The organism is Streptomyces sp. NPDC048389 (assembly GCF_040706335.1).
Lineage (GTDB): Bacteria > Actinomycetota > Actinomycetes > Streptomycetales > Streptomycetaceae > Streptomyces.
In genome coordinates this window covers 32,492-52,044 of the sequence record NZ_JBEZKP010000046.1, presented here as the reverse complement: position 1 = coordinate 52,044, position 19,553 = coordinate 32,492, and the positions used below count along the sequence as shown (strand labels likewise).

Genomic DNA, 19,553 nt, shown 5'->3' with positions numbered 1-19,553 from the left:
CCTTCCGTCCGTAGTTCACTGGATGACCTTTACGGGACACCACCAGGTGCTCTTCCGTCCGGACTTGTCCTACGGGCCGACCGGTCAAGATCACTTACGGGTGGGTGGCGGGCGTGTTGTCGGCGGCGGATGCGAGGATGCCCACAGCACGGAGCCGTGGGCAGCCAGTCCCCGGCCCGTGCCGTCCTGCCGGGTGGGGGCTGTCTGGGCGGCTCCCCTGCCGGGCACCCCGCGCAGAAGGGATGGCTGACGGCGATGCAGATCCGGCTGACTGTTCTCGCGCCGCGCGGCGGACAGTCCGCGTCCGCCGGACGTTCCTGCGACGTGATCGTGACCGCGCCCGCGGGCACGGCGCTCGCCGCCGTGGCCTCCGGCCTCGCCGCAGCCGTCTCCGGCCCGGACGTCTCGGGGACCGTCGTCCTCTACGCGGGCCAGGAGCGCCTCGACCTCCAGCGCCGCACCCTGGGGGAACCACCGCTGGTGGACGGCGCCGTGCTGGCCCTCCAGTCACCGGCCGACGACGAGTTCCACGGAAGCGACGTCCCGGCCCGGCTGCACGTCGTCGCCGGACCGGACGCGGGCGGCGTCCATCTGCTGCACGGCGGCCGGATCAGTATCGGCCGGTCCGCCGACGCGGACGTGCCGCTGGACGACCCCGACGTCTCCCGACTGCACTGCGCGGTGACCGTCGCGGACGACGGCACGGTCACGGTGACCGACCTCGGCTCCACGAACGGCACGACGGTCGACGGCGCGTCCGTGGGCAGCCGCCCGGTGCGCCTGCCGACGGGCGCGCTGCTCCGTCTCGGCGAGTCGACTCTCCGGCTCTCCCCGGGGGCCGCGCCCCCGGCGCTGCCCACCACGCCGGACGGCGAGGGCCACCTGCGCGTCCCGGGCGGCGGCGCGGCCGCGGATCCGGGTGGCGCTCCGGTCGCGGACGGTCGCGGACTGCCGGACTCCGGCAGGTATCGGCCGGTGGCCGGCGCGAGCGGCGGCAGCGGGCCGGGACCATCGTGGGCAGACCGCGGTCCCGATCCCTCCCGTCCGGCCGGGGCCGTCGCCCCCGTGTCGACCGCCGACGCGGCTCACCGGCCGGGCGGCGGCGCGACCTGGTCCTACGCCGCCACCGGCGTGGCCGACCACGGCGCGCCCGGCACCGGTCCACAGGGCCGCGGGGACGGAACCGCCCCCAGGACCACCGCCGCAGGGCCCGCGCCCGGCCACGCCGCCACCGGCCGGGACGCCGGGCCGTACGACGTCGCGAGCCGGTCCGGCGCGGGACGTGAGGGGAACCGGTCCGCGCAGACGCACCACATCGACGCCGCGGCGGCGCGGGTGCCCGCGCAGTACGTCCCCGGCAGCGACACGCCCGCCACCGGCCCGGACCCGGAGTCGCCGGGCCGGCGCAGGCGCGGCATAGGGACGTGGGCCCGGCGGCTCGCCGGAGGGCGGGGCGGACCGGTGGCCGAGGAGACCGGACCGGCCGGGCCCGTGGCCGCCGCTGCCGCGCCCGTCGTGGCCGGCTGGCCCGACCCCGCGGCCGTCCTGCTCACCGCCCTCGGCCCCGGACCCCGGTTGTGGGAGCGGGGCCCGGACCACCCGGAGGCGCTGGTCCTCAGGCTCGGTACGGCCGACCGCTCGGAGCTGTCCTCCGTGGCCGTGACCGTCGCGCTGAAGGAGGCCGGTTCGCTCGGGCTCGCCGGCCCGCGCGCACGGCTCACCGGCCTCGCCAGGTCCGCGGTCGCCCAGCTCGCCGCACTGCACTCCCCCGGCGACCTGGAGATCGTGCTGATCAGCGCGGACCGCTCCCGGGGCGTCGAGGAGCGCAGGGCCGAGTGGGCCTGGCTCGGCTGGCTGCCGCATCTTCGCCCGGCGCACGGCCAGGACTGCCGGCTGCTGCTCGCGTACGACCGCGACCAGGCGACCGCCCGCACCGCGGAGCTGTCGCGCCGGCTGGACGAGGGCCCACTCGGCCCCGGCTGGCCGGGCGCCGACCGACGGGCCGTCATGGAGGCGGCCGACCGGCACGACGGCCCGCGCACCGTGGTGATCGTCGACGGTGATCCGGGTTCCGCGGCGCTGCGGGAGACGACGGCCCGGCTCGCCGGTGCCGGCCGGGCCGCCGGCATCCATCTGATCTGTCTGGCGGAAACGGCCGCGGCCTCGCCGCTCTCCCCCGTCGCCGTGACGTACGAGTCGGCGTGCGCGGTGTCGCTGCCGTTCCGCGAGTGCGGGGCCGCGGCCCTGCTGACCGGAGACGTGGCGACCGCGCTGCGCCTGATGCGGGTGGCCGGCGGGCAGCCCGCGGGCCACGGCACCGTCGGTGTGGTGGACGCGGTGTCCGCCGCCTGGGCCGAGCGCTTCGGGCGGGCGCTGGCCCCTCTGCGCGCGGAAGGCTCGAGCGTCGGCCCCGGCAGGGCGGCCGTGCTGCCGCCCTCCGCGCGGCTGCTGGACGAGTTGGAGCTGGCGCGGGCCACCCCCGCGTCGCTGATGGCGCGCTGGGCGTCGGCCTGTGACGGGACCGTGGTCCTCGGCGCCGGCCCGCGGGGGCCGCTGGCCGTGGACCTGACAGAGGAGGGCCCGCATCTGCTGATCGAGGGCCCGGCGGGCAGCGGCCGTACGGAGCTGCTCCGTTCGGTCGCCGCGTCCCTGGCTGCGGCGGGCCGCCCGGACCGGCTCGGGCTGCTGCTGGTCGACGGCGCGGGCGGGGAGCGCGGTGACGGGCTGACCGCCTGCACCGAGCTGCCGCACGTGACCGAGCACCTGGTGGCGAGCGATCCGGTCCGGATGCGGTCGTTCGCCCAGGCGCTCGGGGCGGAACTGAAGCGCCGTACGGCCGCGCTGGACGACGCCGGCGTCGCGGACTTCGCCGAGTGGCGCACCCGGCGCGAGGTCGCCGAGCGGATGGTGGGCCAGCGCCCGCCGAGCGCCGCCGAGCAGCGCGGCGATCTGGACTCACCCTCCTCCGGGACGCTCAGGCTCCGGCCCGGCGGGCGTACGAAGAGCCGGGAGCCGGATCCGCTGCCGCGCCTGGTGGTGCTGGTGGACGACTTCGACGCGTTGGTGGCCCCGGCACTGGGGAGCCCGGGCCGGCCGGCGGCCGGTTCGGTCGTACGGGCGCTGGAAGCGGTGGCCAAGGACGGCGGGCGGCTCGGCATCCATCTCGTGGCCACGTCGTCGCGGCCCGACCGCACCGCGGACACGCAACTGGCCGAGGGTGCCCGGCTGCGGGTCGTCCTGGAGGCGCCGCCGGTTGCGCCCGGCCCGGACGACCCGGCACCGGGCCGTGGCCGGCTGGGGCATCCGGACGGGCGGGTGACCACCTTCCAGGGCGGCCGGGTGACCGGACGCATACCGCGTACGGCGACGTCGCGGCCCACCGTGGTCCCGCTCGAGTGGGAGCGGATGGGCGATCCGCCGACCCGCCGTCCCCTACGCGAACTGGGCAACGGCCCGACCGACCTGGCGCTGTTGGCCAGCGCGCTGGAGCGGGCGGCGCGGTCGGTGGACGCGACGCCCGTCCCGCCACTGGCCCCGGCCCACCCCTGACGGGCGCCGGCGCCGTCCCGCCGCTGAGCCCCGGCCCACCACCTGCCCCGCGCCGCGCGCGTCCTGCCCGGGGCCACCCGCGCGCCCTGCCCGTGCACCGCTGATCGACCTGACGTCACGTCACGAGGCCATCACGAAAGGGCGTTACCCGCCGGGGGCGCTATTGCGGCACCCGTAGCGCGGGCGTAGACCTGTCGAGAGGCGCGACAGGTCGGGTACAGCAGCGCACAGGAGAGACGGGGCAGTGATGCGCAGAACTCTTCGTACGGGCAGGGCCGCAGTGGTGTTCGCCGCGATCGGCGCCCTCGCCCTCACCGGATGCGGCGGCGGCAAGGACGGCGGCGAGCCGGGTGACGCGGGTCCGACGAACGGCGGCGAGTCCCCCTCTTCGGTCCGGCTGCCCGAGCTGAACGGCGAGAAGGTCGAGGTCGCCGCGGTGTGGAGCGGCCCCGAGCAGGAGAACTTCACCAAGGTCCTGGACGAGTTCGAGAAGCGCACCGGTGCGACGGTGACCTTCGTGCCCGCGCAGGACCCGATCGTGAACTTCCTCGGTACGAAGATCGCCGGCGGCAGCCCGCCGGACGTGGCGATGCTGCCTCAAGTCGGTGCGATCCGGCAGTCGGTGGCCCGCAAGTGGGCCAAGCCGGTCGGACCGGAGGCCAAGGAGCAACTGGAGAGGAACTACTCGAAGGGCTGGCAGGAGCTCGGCGCCGTCGACGGCACGCAGTACGGCGTGTACTACAAGGCCGCCAACAAGTCCCTGATCTGGTACAACAACGCCGTCTTCGAGAACGCGGGGGCGACTGAGCCGAAGACCTGGGACGAGTTCCTGTCGGCAGCGGACACGATCTCCGCCTCGGGCGTCACCCCGGTCTCCGTCGCGGGCGCCGATGGCTGGGTGCTCACCGACTGGTTCGAGAACGTCTACCTCTCCCAGGCGGGCCCGGAGAAGTACGACCGACTCGCCAAGCACGAGATCAAGTGGACCGACCCCTCCGTGAAGGACGCCCTCACCACGCTCGGCGAGCTGTTCGGCAAGCCGAACCTGATCGCGGGCGGCACGGACGGCGCTCTCCAGACCGAGTTCCCCACGTCCGTCACCCAGACCTTCACCGGCGGTGACGCTCCCAAGAGTGCGATGGTCTTCGAGGGTGACTTCGTGACCGTCAACATCGCGCAGACCGACGCCGAGATCGGTAAGGACGCGAAGGTCTTCCCGTTCCCGGCCGTCGGCGCCGAACCGCCGGTGGTGACCGGCGGGGACGCGGCGGTGGCGCTGAAGAACACCAGAGGTGCCCAGGCGCTGCTGACCTTCCTGGCGTCCCCCGACGCCGCGGCGATCCAGGCGGGCGCCGGCGGCTTCCTCTCGCCCAACAAGTCGCTCGACGTGGCCGCGTACCCGAACGACGTGCAGCGTGACATCGCGAAGGCGCTGATCGCGGCGGGCGACGACGTCCGCTTCGACATGTCCGACCAGATGCCGCAGTCGTTCGGCGGGACGCCCGGCAAGGGCGAGTGGAAGATCCTCCAGGACTTCCTGAAGAACCCGAAGGATGTCGCGGGCACCCAGCAGAAGCTGGAGGCCGAGGCGGCCAAGGCGTTCAAGAGCTGACGCCGTGACGCCCGTCACCGCGGGGGGCTCGGCCCGGCCGGTGCCCCCCGCCGACAAGCGCAAGAGCGTGACAGGCACACGTAAAATAGTCGCGGTCGGCTTCCTGCTGCCCGCGCTGGTGCTGCTGGGCGCGCTCGTGGTCTACCCGATCGGGTACTCCCTCTACCGGTCCTTCTTCGACCAGTCGGGCAACGGCTTCGCCGGGCTCGGCAACTACGTGGAGATCTTCACCGACGACACGATCCTCACCGCGGTCAAGAACAACGCGATCTGGGTGGTCGTCGCACCGACCGTGTCCACGGCGCTCGGCCTGATCTTCGCGGTACTCACCGAACGGGTCCGCTGGGGTACCGCGTTCAAGCTGATCGTCTTCATGCCGATGGCGATCTCGATGCTCGCGGCGGGCATCATCTTCCGGCTCGTGTACGAGCAGGACCCGGAGCGCGGCGTGGCCAACGCGGTCTGGGTGGGCATGCACGACACGTTCACCGAGTCGGCCGGCTTCCCGAGGGCCCGTCCGCTGCCGGTCCATCCCCTCGAGGCCGCGGGCGGCGGTGCGTTCGTGACCAAGGAGCCGGTCTCCGCCGGGACTCCCGTACGACTGCCCCTGGTCGGTGTGGCGCCCGCGAAGATGCCGTCCGACGCGGAGCCGGCGAAGGCGCCGGAGCCCGGCGACGGGAAGATCCACGGCACGGCCTGGCTGGACTTCACCCGGGGCGGCGGCGGCAAACCGAACGCCATCGACTCCGAGGAACTCGGCCTCAAGGGCATCGAGGTGGAGGCGGTCAAGGACGGCAAGGTGGTGGCCGAGACCCGCGCCGGGGCCGACGGCACGTTCACCCTTCCGGCCTCCGCGGACGGCGCGCTGCTGCGGCTGCCGGCCGACAACTTCCGGGAGCCGTACAACGGTGTCAACTGGCTCGGCCCGAACCTGGTCACACCCGCGATCATCGGCAGTTACGTATGGATGTGGGCGGGCTTCGCCATGGTGCTGATCGCGGCGGGACTGGCGAGCGTGCCGCGCGAACTCCTGGAGGCGGCCAGGGTCGACGGCGCGAACGAATGGCAGGTCTTCCGACGGATCACGGTGCCACTCCTGGCGCCGGTGCTCGCGGTCGTGCTGGTCACGCTGATGATCAACGTGCTGAAGATCTTCGACCTGGTCTTCATCATCGCGCCGGGCTCCTCCCAGGACGACGCGAACGTCCTCGCGCTCCAGTTGTACCGCTCGTCGTTCGGCACGGACGCGGACCTCGGTCTCGGCAGTGCGATCGCGGTGCTGCTGCTTCTGCTGGTGCTGCCGGTGATGTTCTTCAACATCAGGCGGATGCGAAGGGAGACCCGGCGATGAACTCCCGATGCCGCACAGCCGCCCCCTGCCGGGGGTCCGGGGGTCGCCCCCCGGGCAGGCACAGCACCATCAGGCGGATGCGAAGGGAGGCCCGGCGATGAGCGCGACCGACGCCACGGGGAGGACCGACGCCGCCGAAGGGGCCGGCGTCAGGGCGAAGCGCTCTCTCGCCACGCGGATCGCGGCCCGCACCGGTGGTGGCGTGCTGCGGGTCTTCCTGGTCCTCGCCGCCCTGTTCTGGCTGATGCCCACCATCGGCCTGCTGCTCTCCTCCCTCCGCGACAGCGGTGACATCGCGGCGAGCGGCTGGTGGACGGTGTTCAGCGCCCCGGCGCAGATCACCACGGAGAACTACTCGCGGCTGCTGGAGAACGAGGCGATCACCGGTTCCCTCTTCTCCACGGTGATGATCACCGTCCCGGCCACCGTGCTGGTCGTGGTCATCGGCGCGCTGGCCGGATACGCGTTCGCCTGGATGGAGTTCCCCGGCCGCGACTGGTGGTTCATGGTGGTCGTCGGTCTGCTGGTGGTCCCCGTACAGGTCGCGCTGGTGCCCGTCTCCGAACTCTTCGGTGTGGTCGGCATCTTCGAGACGACGATCGGTGTCGTCCTCTTCCACGTCGCCTTCGGCCTGCCGTTCGCCATCTTCCTCCTGCGGAACTTCTTCGCGGAGATCCCCCGCGAACTGCTGGAGGCGGCACGGCTCGACGGCGCGGGCGAGACCCGGCTCTTCACCAGGGTCGTCATGCCGCTGGGCGGTCCGGCGATCGCCTCGCTGGGCATCTTCCAGTTCCTGTGGGTGTGGAACGACATGCTGGTGGCGCTGATCTTCGCCGACTCCGACAGCGCGCCGATCACCGTGGCACTCCAGCGGCAGGTACGGCAGTTCGGCAACAACATCGACGTACTCGCGCCCGGCGCGTTCGTGTCGGTGATCATTCCGCTGGCGGTGTTCTTCGCCTTCCAGCGGCAGTTCGTCTCGGGCGTGATGGCGGGCGCGGTCAAGTGACCCGCTGACGGGCCGGACTCGCGGACGTACGGGGCGCACGGACACGCGGACGCACGGGTGCACGGGCGCACGGGCGCACGGACACGCGGACACGCGGACACGCGGACACGCGGACACGCGGACATACGAACACACGGGCGCACGGACACGCGCGCGTACGGGCACACGGGCGTACGGAACGGCGGCCCCGGTTACCCCCGTAACCGGGGTGCCATTCGCCGTTGGTCCCCCGTATGCCACGTGCGGCGTAACCAAGTCACCCCTTTGGCCGTTCTCGGGCCATCCTGCCCGCGCGACCCATGGATGTGACGTGCCCCGGTTCAGCGTCATCGTGCCCGCGTTCAAGGTCCAGGCATACCTCCATGAATGCCTGGAGTCGGTGCTGACACAGACCTTCGCGGACCTCGAACTCATCGCGGTCGACGACTGCTCGCCCGACGCCTGCGGTGCGATCATCGACGAGTTCGCCGCACGCGATCCACGTGTACAGGCCGTCCATCTCGCGAGGAACGTGGGGCTCGGCCAGGCGCGCAACGCCGGGCTGGCCCGCGCGAGCGGCGACTACGTTCTCTTCCTGGACAGCGACGACAGCTTCGTCCCCGGTGCGCTCGAGGCCATCGCCGGACGGCTCGCCACGACCGGCGATCCGGACGTCCTCGTCTACGACTACGCCCGCACGTACTGGACCGGGGACACCTCCCGGAACAAGTTCGCCGCGCTGCTGACCGAGCAGGGCCCGGCTCCGTTCGCCCTGCGGGACCGGCCCGGCCTGCTCAAGCTGCTGATGGTTGTCTGGAACAAGGCGTACAAGCGGGAGTTCGTCGAACGGGAGGGCTTCACCTTCCCGCCCGGCTACTACGAGGACACGCCCTGGACCTATCCGGCGCTGCTGGCGGCGTCCAGCCTCGCCACCCTGGACCGGGTGTGCGTGCACTACCGTCAGCGCCGCCAGGGCGGCAACATCCTCGCCACCACCAGCCGCAAGCACTTCGACATCTTCGACCAGTACGACCGGGTGTTCGCGTTTCTCGACACGCGACCGGACCTGGCGCACTGGAGGCCGGTCCTGTACCGGCGGATGGCCGACCACTTCTCGACGCTGGCCACGGCGCGTGGCCGGCTGCCGCGCGGCAGCCGCGCCGAGTTCTTCCGCCGGGCCCGCGCGCACTGCCGCCGCTACCGCACGCCTGGTGCGACGCCCGCGCTGCGCGGCCGGCTGCGCCATGCGCTGATCCGGACCGGCGGTCACCGGGTCTACCGCGCGCTGTGGGCGGGTGACCGGCTGCGCTCACGCGCCCGAAGCGTCGCGGGGCGCGGCCGCCGCGCACTGCGCGCCGTGGCCCTGCGGGTGCACTACCGCGTCCAGCTGCGCCTGCCGGTCCGCTCCGACCTGGCGGTCTTCTCCGCGTACTGGAACCGCGGCTACTCCTGCAACCCGGCCGCCATCGAGGAGAAGGTGCGTGAACTCGCGCCGCACATCCGCACGGCGTGGATCGCGGACGAGGCGTACCACCACACCGTCCCGGCCGGCACACGGCGGCTGCGGCCCGGGTCGTTCGGTCACTGGTCGGCGCTCGCCCGCGCCAAGTACCTCGTCAACAACGTCAACTTCGACCGGCGGTGGGTCAAGCGGCCCGGCCAGATCATGGTCCAGACGCACCACGGCACTCCGCTGAAGACCATGGGCATCGACCTGCAGGAACGCCCGGCCGCCGCCCGTTCCATGGACTTCGGGCAGCTGCTCGCCAACGCCGACAAGTGGGACTACGCGCTCTCCGCCAACCGCCACTCCACCCTTGTGTGGGAGAGGGCGTACCCGTCGGCGTGCACGGTGCTCGAGTACGGCTACCCCCGCAACGACGTCTACCAGCGCGCCGGTGCCGAGGACGTGGCCCGGCTGCGCGCCTCGCTCGGCATCCCGGAGGACCGTGTCGCGGTCCTCTACGCGCCGACCCACCGCGACTACCGGCGCAGCCAGCTGCCGCCGGTCGACATCGAACGGTTCGCCTCGGCTCTCGGCCCCCGGTTCGTGCTGCTCACCCGCGCCCACTACTTCAGCGACACCCCGCTGAGCGGCCCCGCGGCCCACCGGGTCATCGACGTCTCCGGCCACCCTTCGGTCGAGTCCCTGTGCCTCGCGGCCGACGCGCTCGTCACGGACTACTCGTCCCTGATGTTCGACTACGCGGTCCTGGACCGGCCGATCGTCCTGCACACCGGTGACTGGGAGGCGTACCAGGCCGCCCGCGGTACGTACTTCGACGTGCGGGAGTGCCCTCCGGGAGCGGTCGCCCGCACCGAGGACGAGCTCGTCGACATCTTCGCGACGGGCCACTGGCGCGGCTCCCGCTCCACGCGGCTGCGGGCCGCGTTCCGCGAGCGCTTCTGCCCGTACGACGACGGGTTCGCCGCCGAGCGCGTCGTGCGCCGCGTCTTCCTGGGCGAGAGCGCGGGTCTGCCGGTCGTCGTCCCGCCGGAGCAGCGCACCCCGGCGCCCGCGCCCGCACAGTCGCCCGCATCGGGTGCCGCACCGGCGCGGCACCCGGCCGGCCGGGTGCCCGTCCAGCAGGGCCCCGGCGACCTCGTCCCCAACCGGCGCGTCTGAGTCCGGCCGGACCCGCCCGAGTCTTGCCGGACCTCCCCTGCCCCGGCCGGTCCCGACCACACTCCCCCCCGCCGGTCCCACTGAGCCACAGAAGAACGCGAGAAAGAGTGTCCATGCCCCGTCTGAGCGTCGTCGTCCCCGTCCGTCGTGTGCGCGGCAGCCTGCGCGAGTGCCTGGAGTCGGTGCTCTCCCAGTCGTTCGCCGACTTCGAGATCATCGGGGTCGCCGACGGCTGCCCCGACGGCTCCGGCCGGCTGCTCGACGAGATCGCCGCCGGCGACCCTCGGGTGCGTGCCGTCCATCTCGCGGAGCCGGCGGGCCCGGACGGCCGGCGCACGGCGGGGGCGGAGCACGCGAAGGGCGACTACCTGCTGTTCCTCGAAGGCACGCATGTGCTGCTGCCCGGTGCGCTGCGGCGCATCGCCGACCGGCTCGCGGACGCGGCCGACCCGGATCTGCTGCTGTTCGGCCATCTCCGTACGCCGTTCCGCGGCACGCCGCAGGCCAGCCGCTCCTTGTCGCTGCTCAAGGACATGGGCACCACGGAGATCTGTACGCTCGCGGACCGGCCGGAGCTGCTCGGGGTGGCGGCGGTGTGCTGGAACCGCGCGGTGCGCCGCGAGTTCCACGAGACCGGGCAGGCGTCGTTCGCGCCGGGCCGGCACGGCGACGGGCCGTACGCGCTGGGCACGCTCGCCGCCGCCGACACGGTCGCCGCCCTGCCGGTGCCCTGTGTCGAGCACCGCCGGCAGCGTCATGTGCCGGGCCTCGCGGAGTCGCGGGAGGCTGGCTCGCCCGGCGAACAGGCCGGGCAGCTCGACCTGGTCGAGCAGTTCAGCGACCTGTTCTGCTCGCTGCGGGGCACGCCGCGGTTCGAGGCCGTGCGCGGGCCGCTCTTCGACCTGGCCGCGCGGGAGCTGCTGGAGACGTACGGGACGCTCCGACGGCGCCGCCGTGCCTACGTCCGGGCGGTCGCAACGTTCCACCGGGACCATCTGCCGCCGGGGCACCGTGCGAACGGCGGCCTCAGGTCGCTGCGCCTGCGGCTGCTGACCGGCGGCCGGGCGGGGCGGCTGCGGGCCCTCGACGCGGCCCTCGCCGTCCGCCGCGGGCTGCTCGCCGTCGCACCCGCCGTGCGCGGGCGGCTGGCGCGACGGCTCACGCCGCTGTACTACCGGCTCCAGCGGCTGCTGCCGCTGGACCGCGACCTCGCCGTCTACAGCGCCTACTGGAACCGCGGGGTGAGCTGCAACCCGGCGGCGGTGCACCGCAAGGCGGCGGAGCTGGCCCCCCGGGTGCGCGGGGTGTGGGTGGTGTCGCAGAAGGCCGCCGCCGCGCTGCCGCCCGGCATCGACCACGTCGTGCCGGGATCGCGGCGCTACTGGGCGGTGATGGCCCGTGCCACGTACTTCTTCAGCAACGTCAACTTCCCCAACCACGTGGTCAAACGGCGCGGGCAGGTGCATGTGATGACCCACCACGGCACACCCCTGAAGGTGATGGGCGTGGGCCAGGCCCGGTACCCGGCGGCGGCGCAGGGCATGAACTTCCAGGACCTGCTGCGCCGGGTGGACCGCTGGGACTTCAGCCTGTCGTCCAATCCGCACTCGACGGAGAGCTGGGCGGGCGCCTACCCGAGCGCCGCGGAGCATCTGGAGACCGGCTACCCCCGCAACGACGTCCTCGTCGGCACGGACCCCGACCGGATCCGCGCCGTCCGGGAGTCGCTCGGTGTCCGCCCCGGACAGCGGGCCCTGCTGTACGCGCCGACGTTCCGCGACTACGAGCGGACCTTCACCTGCCGGCTCGATCTGGAACGGGTGGCCGAGGCGCTGGGCGAGGACACCGTGCTGCTGGTCCGGGCCCACTACTTCCACGACGAGAGCGGTCTCGCCGAGCACCCCGGCATCCTCGACGTCTCCGGGCACGGGAGCGCCGAGGAGCTGTACCTGGCGGCGGACGCGCTCGTCACCGACTACTCGTCCGCGATGTTCGACTACGCCAACCTCGACCGGCCGATCGTGATCCACGCACCGGACTGGGAGACGTACCGGGCGGTGCGCGGTGTCTGCTTCGACCTGCTCTCCGGTGCGCCCGGTGACACGCCCGGGGCGGTGACCCGTACGACGGACGAGCTGATCCGGGTCTTCTCGGACGGCACCTGGGACGGCGAGGCGGCACGCGAGTTGCGCGCCGCCTTCCGGGAGCGCTTCTGCGCCTTCGACGACGGACGGGCCGCGGAGCGCGTCGTACGCCGGGTGCTGCTGGGCGAGCCCGGCCTGCTGCCGGTGACACCGCCCGCGGAGCGACGCCCGGTGGCGGTGCCGCGCCAGGCGCACGCCCCCGAGGGGGAGGCGCTCAGCGCTGCTGGCCGGCCATCACGGTGATCAGACCGGCGACCACCATCAGCGACCCGGCCCAGGTCCACATCGAGGTCCGCTCGTGCAGCACCGTGGAACCGGCCAGCACGATCAGCAGATAGCCCAGCGCGTTGAACGGATAGGCGACGTTCAGCGGCACCTGGGCCAGCGTCGACATCCAGGCCACCGCGGAGACGCCGAAGACGACGAGGCCGACGACGACCCACGGGCTCGTCGCGGCCCGCACCATCAGGGAGCCTCCGCCGTGCTCGGCGACGGCTGCCGCCGAGCGCATGCCGTGTTTCAGCATGATCTGCCCGGCCGCCGACGAGAAGACCGCGAAGAGCAGCAGCAACAGGCTGGGCAGCGCCAAGGTGGTCCTCCTGGTGGGCGGTCGGTGCCGTGGGTCAGGTGCCGGCGCCCACTCGGCCGACGGGCTCGGCCGGGACGTACTGGCGGCTGATGATGTCGTGTACATCGACGTGCTCCCCCGCGATGATCGTCTGCGCCGCGTGCGGGGTGAGCACGGCGACGTACTGGTAGCCGAAGAGTGTCGGCCGCACACGGGTGAGGAACCGGGAGACGCCGGCCAGTGCCCCGGCGGTGGCGCCGGCGCCGAGGACGGACCAGAAGGGCGCGCCGGTCGAGGTGAGCCGCAGCTGGTCGAAGCCGGCGGCCCGCACGGTGCGGCGCAGGCTGCCGCGGGTGAAGAAGCGCAGATGGGTCTCGTCGAGGATGCCGCGCCGGTCGTAGCCGAAGATGCCGAGGGCGACGCGGAGACGCGAGTACCAGTGGCCGAAGTTGGGCACGGACAGCAGCAGGCGGCCGCCGGGCCGCAGCACGTCCCGCAGTTCCCGCAGGACGTGTTCGGGCCGGGACAGGTGCTCGATGACGTCCCCTGCGACCACATAGTCGTAGTCGGCGCCGGTCTCCGGCGGAAGCCCCTCCTCCAGGTCGGCCAGGAGGAACCGTGAGCAGCGTTCCCGTACGCCGGGGACCTCGACGAAGTCCAGGCCGGTCACGGTGAAGCCGAGCGCTTCCAGGCGCTCGGCGAACCGGCCGCCGGAGCAGCCGACGTCGAGCACCCGGCCCGGGGGCAGGGTGCGCATGATGCCGAGGATCGCGGAGTGCGAGGAACCGTCGCCCTCCTTGAAGGCGTACTCGACGGGCTTGGGGACCCAGGGGCAGGTGCCGAAGCCCTTGAGCGCGAGCCGGTACTCGATGATGTCCTTGACGACGTCCCTCGCGTAGCGCAGCCCGTTGACGTAGCAGATCTCGTCGCCGTAGTAGGTCGGGACGGGGATCTCCTTGATCCGCATCCCGGCGTCGAGGAGTTGGACGATGATCTGGGTGTCGAAGTCGAAGGCGTCGGTGTTGCGGTCGATGGGCAGCCTGCGCAGCGCGGCGACGCTGTAGGCGCGGTAGCCGGAGTGGAACTCGGTGAGGTGTGAGCCCAGTGCCGCGTTCTCGAAGCGCGTGAGGAGGCGGTTGCCCAGCCATTTGTAAACCGGCATGCCGCCCCCGAGCGCGCTGCCGGAGCGCATCATCCGGGACCCGAACACCGCTTCGCACTCGCCGCGTTCGATGGGCGCGACCATCTCGGGCAGCAGCTCGGGGGCGTACTGGCCGTCGCCGTGCAGCAGCACCACGATGTCCAGGCCCCGTTCCGCGGCGAGCGCGTAACCCGCCTTCTGGTTGCCGCCGTAGCCGAGGTTCTTGGTGTGCCGCATGACGACGGTCGGCGGCATGCCCTTCAGCTGCGACCAGCGGCAGCCCGCGGTGAAGGTCTCGTCGCTGCTCGCGTCGTCGAGGATGAGGATCTCGGCGACTCGGGACCGGAAGTCCTCGGGGATGCGGTGGAGCGTCTTCTCCAGTGTGGATTCGGCGTTGTAGGCCACGACGAGGATGCCGATCCGCGGGCTGGGGCTTTCCTTCACTCGGTTTTCTCCGCTCTCCGTCGGTGAGGTCATCGGTGCGGTCGGTCGACGGGCCGTGCGGGAGCCGTCGGCCTGCCGGTGCGCTGGGCCACTACGGGGAGGGGCACGCCCGGCGTGGGGCCGGGCGGGTCCGCGAGCGCCCTGCGTACGCCGGTCACGGTCGCGGCGGCGAGCAGCAGCCAGCACGCCTCGGCAAGGTGCAGGGCCCAGTCGTTCCAGCGGACCGCGCTGGGAGCCGTGTAGACGATGACGGTGAGGGTGCCGGCGACGACGCCGTAGCCGATGGCCTCCCGAACGCCCAGCAGGCAGAGGGCCACGACGGGCCAGGCCAGGTACTGGACGGCGGAGCCGGTGCTGAGCAGGAGCAGCAGCGTCAGAGAAAGTGCGACGGCACCGGCAGGGGCGGTGGGCCGCAGCCATGCGAGCCAGGCGCCCGCGGCCATGCACAGCAGCACGAACAGGAAGTGGAAGCCGCCGTGCAGGCCCTCGACGAACGAGTCGGACGCACCCGCCAGGTCGGCGAACCGCACGAGCCCCCACAGCCGCCAGCGTCCGCCCTCGTACTCGAGGACGTTCTCCCGCAACGGCCCGGGCGCGGTGGCCAGCACCGGCCCCCACAGCACGAGCAGTACGGCCGCCAGACCGGAGCAGAACCTGACGGCGGCCGGCCTGCCGGCCCGCACCGCGACCACCAGCAGAGCGGGGACGGCGACGACCGGGACGAGTTTGACGCTCACCGCGAGCGCGGCCGCGACGCCCGCGGCGAGCGGGGCACGGCGGTCGGTCAGCAGATACGCGGCCAGGACGACGAGCACGACGGCCGCCGAGTCCGTGTTCCCGTGATACGCCGACGTGGTGAAAAGGACCGGGTGGAAAGCGCAGACGAGTGCGCACACCGTGGCCGTTCCGAGAGAGCGGCGGCGGCGGAGGATCTCGAAGACCAGAAGGGCGGAAACGAAATCGGCGGCACAGGCGGGCGCCCGGATCAGTACCGCGAACGGAATTCCCAGATCAGCCAGTTCATGGAATCCGGACAGCATCCAGCTCGCGAGCGGCGGATGGTTGTAGACGGGCAGACCGGGCATCGGATGCCCGTAGATGCGGACCGGCCCCACCTGCGAGACGGCGGCGGCGAAGGCTTCGAAGAAACGGACGTCCGCCGGTCCGCGCGTCAGGGCGGAGAAAGCCGTCTTGGCGAGGAAGACGAGCGCGGCGGCGCCGATGACGAGAACCCTGGCTCGTCGCACGTCGGACGTCGCCGCCGCGGTTCGCATGCGCAGGTCCATGGCGGGCGAACGTAGCAATCGGAAACGTCAATATCCCGCACCCGATAAACACACTTGGGCCGCTCTGCCGCCTTGCGCTGCGGCGTTCCGCGCCGCCCGGCGCGGGAATCACCCGTACGGCCGGGTCAGCCGATCGCCTCCAGCAGCCGGTCCGCGACCGCGGCCGCCGCGACCGCGTCGTCGAGATCGCAGAACGCCTGGCGGAACGCCTCGTACGCCGCCGCGTACGGCGCCGTGGCGCCGGCCGGGTCGCGCAGCGCCTCGACGAGGCGTGCGCCGTCCGGGATCAGCGGTCCCGGAGCCCGGCTCTCGAAGTCGAAGTAGAAGCCGCGCAGGATGTCACGGTAGTGCTCCAGGTCGTACGTGTGGAACAGCATCGGGCGGCCGGTCCTGGCGAAGTCGAACATCAGCGAGGAGTAGTCGGTGACGAGCACGTCGGCGACGAGCAGCAGATCGGCCGCGTCCGGGTAGCGGGACACGTCGAGCGCGAAACCGCCGGTGTCCGGGAGCCGGTCGCTGACGAGGTAGTGCTGGCGGACCAGCAGGACATGGCCGTCCCCGAGCCGGGTACGGGCCGCCTCCAGGTCGAGCCGCAGATCCATGGCGTAGCGGCCGCCGCCCGTGAGACGGTCCTCACGCCACGTCGGCGCGTACAGCACGACCTGTTTGCCGTCGGGGATGCCGAGGCGTTCGCGGACGGAGGCGGCGACCTTGGCGCGGTCCGGCACGTGCAGCAGGGTGTTGCGCGGATAGCCCGACTCGATCACCTCTCCCTCGTAGCCGAAGGCGCGGCGCAGGATCGGCGTGGAGAAGCGGTTGGGCGAGACCAGCAGGCTCCACTGGGCGGCGCGCATCGGCAGCGACTCGATGTACGGGCGGTTGGCCCGGTCGGTGCCGAGCAGGTCGCGGCCGATGCGCTTGAGGGGCGTGCCGTGCCAGGTCTGCACCACGAACTGGTCCGTGCCGCGCCGGAACCAGTCGGGCAGCTGAGTGTTGGTCACCACGGCCCGGCTGGTGGCCAGCGCCTCGTGCCATTCGGCGCCGCCGTACGGGACGGCGCGCACCCCGGCGGGCAGCCGCGCCTGCTGGTCGCGGACGACCCACAGCGTCTCGAACGGGACGTCGCGGCGGATCAGTTCCTCGTGGACGGCGCGCGGCGAGTCGGAGAACTGACGGCCGTCGAAGCTGCTGAACAGCACCGTGTCCCGGCGCGGTCCGGTACGCAGGGCCGCGGCCCGTTCGCGCATCAGCCGTTCGTTGAAACCACCGCGCTCGCCGGGCGGCAGCACGGGGCCCGACTCGAGCACGAGCTGGTCGTGGTAGCGGCGGTCGAGCGTGAAGTCCCTGCCGCCGACGCGTCGCACCGCGGGTACGGCGGCATGCTCGGCGAACGCCAGACGGAGGGGCGCGTACCGCTCCGGATCGCTGTCGCCGCGTTCCCGGAAGAACGGGTACCACCGGCCCTCGGCGAGCGGCAGCCGGCCACCGGGCCCTTCGACGGCGGCGGGGGTGAGGGCGGCGCGGAACCGGCCGTCGTCGCGAACCTCGTGGGCGACGACGGTCTCCTCCTGCGTGGCGCTGTGCCGCAGCACCAGCTCGGCCGGGCCGAACGCGCTCTTCCGCAACCGCCCCTCGATCGTCAGCTCGCCGGAGCCGGTCCAGTCGAAGGTGTCGACCAGTGGCTGCACGGGCTGGTCGACGAGCACGAGATCGCCGGAAGCGTCTGCCGTCACGGCGATCTCGCGGTCGCGACGTCCGCCGCCGTCGTGCGCACGCGTTTGCGGATGGCGGCCGGTGGGCGTCGCACCGCGGACGGCGAGGGGCACGCGGCTGCCGTCCGCGCGCAGCAGGCGCACCCGCCACGAGCCGTCGCCGAGCAGAGCCGTGTCCACGTCCGCGGTGAAGGCGCTGCCCTGTGGCGTGACCGGGAGCAGGTGCTGATCCTTGGTGCGCAGGTTCTCCAGCGACAGGGCCTCGGGCACCGGCCCTTCGGCGCCGCCCAGCACGGCGCCCTCGATGCGCAGCAGCCCGTCGGCCGTGCCCGTGTGCCCCGTGAACAGTGCGGCAACGCGGTCCATCCGGATGCGCAGCCTGTTGCCGGAGAGCACCGGCACGGCGCGCAGGTCCTCGCGGACGTCGAGCACGGTGGGGGCGGCGCGGTTGCCGAGCATCCGCAGCGGACCACGGCGCAGCGCCCCGCCGCCGACGACGCCGACCTCCACGTTCCAGGTGGTGCCAGGCCCGCCGAGCCTCGACGGGTCGATCACGGTCTCGAAACCGGCTCGGTCGTAACCGTGCAGTTCCTGCCGTGAGTCGGCGGTCGCCTCCGGCACCTCGGCGGCCCGCAGCCGCAGCGGCACCACCCGCCGCCGGCCTGCTCGCAGCCAGCCGAGGGTGACCGGCCGCCGCTCGCACGCCGGACGGTTGCGGATGTACGCGTAGCCCGTGAGATGCAGCTTGCCGTCGCGCCACACCGCCCCGGTGACGTCGGACATCACCGGCAGCTCGGCGGGCGCGGGTCGGTCGGTTCCGCGCGGCAGGGGCGCGGTGAGTACGGGGTACTCGGCGCGGCGTCCCCGCAGACCCCGGAGGCGGAACACGTCACGGCCGTGCTTCTTCTCGAAGGCGAGCAGATCGAGGAGCTCGCTCAGGCGACGCTCCCGCACCAGCTGCCACTTGACGCGGAAGTGCAGGGGGAGCCCTTCGAGGGCGGCCGGTCCGACGGAGTCCGCGAACGCACCGGCGTGCTCGAGGAACGCCGCGCGGTAGGCGTCGTCACCGTCCGGCAGCGCCTCCATGAACAGCCAGAGGTCGCTGCCGAGCACGCTGCGCTCGTAACGGCGCCTGCCCTCCGCCCACGTGGGCTCGTTCGCGAGGAAGTCGCGGGCCCCGGTCACGGCACCGGCGCGGTCGCGCACCGCCTTCGGCCGCGCCCTGCGGGTGGTGATCGACCCGTCCCGGTCGCGCCACAGATAGACGGTGTCGTGCAGGACGTCCACGGAGCCGGCGAGGAAGTGGGCGGGCAGAATCACCGGGATGTCCTCGAACAGGACCCCTTCGGGGAAGGCGAGGGCGTGCCGGTCCCAGAACGCCCTGCGGAACACCTTGTTGCAGGCGATCCGGTCGTACAGCAGCGGCCAGTGCCGGGTGACATGCGTGGCCGTACGGGACTTCGCCATCGGCTCACGGAACATCGGCGACTGCTCGACCTTGCCGCTCGCCCGCAGCCTGCTCACGTTCCCGCTGACGAAGTCGGACCCGGAGGCGTCGAGCGACGCCAGCATCCTCTCGTACGCCTCGGGCGGCACGAGGTCGTCGCTGTCGACGAACGCGAGGAACTCACCGCGCGCTTCACGGACCCCGGCGTTACGGGCGGCGCCGAGACCGGCGTTGACCTGCGTCACGACCCTGAACCGCGCGTCCTCCTCTGCGAACCGCCGGGCGATCGCACCGCTGTCGTCCGTCGACCCGTCGTCCACGACGACGACTTCGATGTCCCGCAGGCTCTGCCCGGCGAGCGAGCGCAGGCACTCGTCGAGGTAGTCCTCCACGTTGTACACGGGAACGACGATGCTGAGCCGCAGCGGCATGGTGGGACGTCCATTCTTCAAGCACGGTTCGCTGCGGAGAACAACCCGCCCATCCCCCTCGGGTCACCCCCATTCCCCCATCCGGGTGACTCGAGTGACTCCGCAGAGGCGCGCGGCGGTGGGGGCAGGGGTGCGTCGGTGACCCGCACCGCGGCCGGCCGGAGGCGCGGTGCGACGCTACGCGGGGGCGGGCGGGCCGGAAGTGAGGCGGTGTCCCGCTGCGCCGGCGGGGGCGGGTGGGCGCGGGCGCTGAC

General features: G+C 72.8%; 10 protein-coding genes. 6 read left to right on the top strand and 4 right to left on the bottom strand.

Annotated features, from left to right (window positions below; translation table 11 throughout):
• Nucleotides 1-255 precede the first annotated feature (255 nt).
• The 6 genes from AB0903_RS26110 to AB0903_RS26085 all read left to right on the top strand — a co-directional run bounded on the left by AB0903_RS26110 (nucleotide 256) and on the right by AB0903_RS26085 (nucleotide 12,513).
• Nucleotides 256-3,549 carry an FtsK/SpoIIIE domain-containing protein gene (locus AB0903_RS26110; RefSeq protein WP_366706781.1) on the top strand — a complete coding sequence of 1,098 codons (3,294 nt, stop codon included), beginning with the start codon at nucleotides 256-258 and terminating at the stop codon, nucleotides 3,547-3,549.
• 247 nt (nucleotides 3,550-3,796) lie between these two features.
• On the top strand, nucleotides 3,797-5,161 hold the full coding sequence (locus tag AB0903_RS26105; RefSeq protein WP_366706758.1) for an ABC transporter substrate-binding protein: 1,365 nt from the start codon (nucleotides 3,797-3,799) through the stop codon (nucleotides 5,159-5,161).
• Between the two features lie 4 nt (nucleotides 5,162-5,165).
• Nucleotides 5,166-6,512, top strand: a complete 1,347-nt coding sequence (locus tag AB0903_RS26100; RefSeq protein ID WP_366706756.1) for a sugar ABC transporter permease — start codon at nucleotides 5,166-5,168, stop codon at nucleotides 6,510-6,512.
• Nucleotides 6,513-6,609: 97 nt separating this feature from the next.
• Entirely contained in the window at nucleotides 6,610-7,521 is a 912-nt protein-coding gene (locus AB0903_RS26095) for a carbohydrate ABC transporter permease (RefSeq protein WP_366706754.1), read from the top strand.
• 310 nt (nucleotides 7,522-7,831) lie between these two features.
• Complete coding sequence (locus AB0903_RS26090; RefSeq protein WP_366706752.1) at nucleotides 7,832-10,126, top strand: CDP-glycerol glycerophosphotransferase family protein; 2,295 nt, start codon at nucleotides 7,832-7,834, stop codon at nucleotides 10,124-10,126.
• Nucleotides 10,127-10,239: 113 nt separating this feature from the next.
• Nucleotides 10,240-12,513 carry a bifunctional glycosyltransferase family 2 protein/CDP-glycerol:glycerophosphate glycerophosphotransferase gene (locus tag AB0903_RS26085; RefSeq protein ID WP_366706750.1) on the top strand — a complete coding sequence of 758 codons (2,274 nt, stop codon included), beginning with the start codon at nucleotides 10,240-10,242 and terminating at the stop codon, nucleotides 12,511-12,513.
• Here the strand turns inward: AB0903_RS26085 and AB0903_RS26080 are convergent.
• The 4 genes from AB0903_RS26080 to AB0903_RS26065 form a co-directional block, all read right to left on the bottom strand.
• Nucleotides 12,485-12,859 carry a hypothetical protein gene (locus AB0903_RS26080; protein ID WP_366706748.1) on the bottom strand — a complete coding sequence of 125 codons (375 nt, stop codon included), beginning with the start codon at nucleotides 12,857-12,859 and terminating at the stop codon, nucleotides 12,485-12,487. The two genes, AB0903_RS26085 and AB0903_RS26080, sit on opposite strands and share 29 nt — an antisense overlap.
• A 34-nt stretch (nucleotides 12,860-12,893) precedes the next feature.
• Nucleotides 12,894-14,423: a bifunctional glycosyltransferase/class I SAM-dependent methyltransferase gene (locus tag AB0903_RS26075; RefSeq protein ID WP_366706746.1), complete on the bottom strand. Its 1,530-nt coding sequence runs from the start codon at nucleotides 14,421-14,423 to the stop codon at nucleotides 12,894-12,896.
• Nucleotides 14,424-14,452: 29 nt separating this feature from the next.
• Entirely contained in the window at nucleotides 14,453-15,709 is a 1,257-nt protein-coding gene (locus tag AB0903_RS26070) for a glycosyltransferase family 39 protein (protein WP_366706744.1), read from the bottom strand.
• Nucleotides 15,710-15,834: 125 nt separating this feature from the next.
• A complete protein-coding gene (locus tag AB0903_RS26065; protein ID WP_366706779.1) occupies nucleotides 15,835-19,299 on the bottom strand; it encodes a CDP-glycerol glycerophosphotransferase family protein in 3,465 nt (1,154 codons plus the stop codon).
• Nucleotides 19,300-19,553 lie beyond the last annotated feature (254 nt).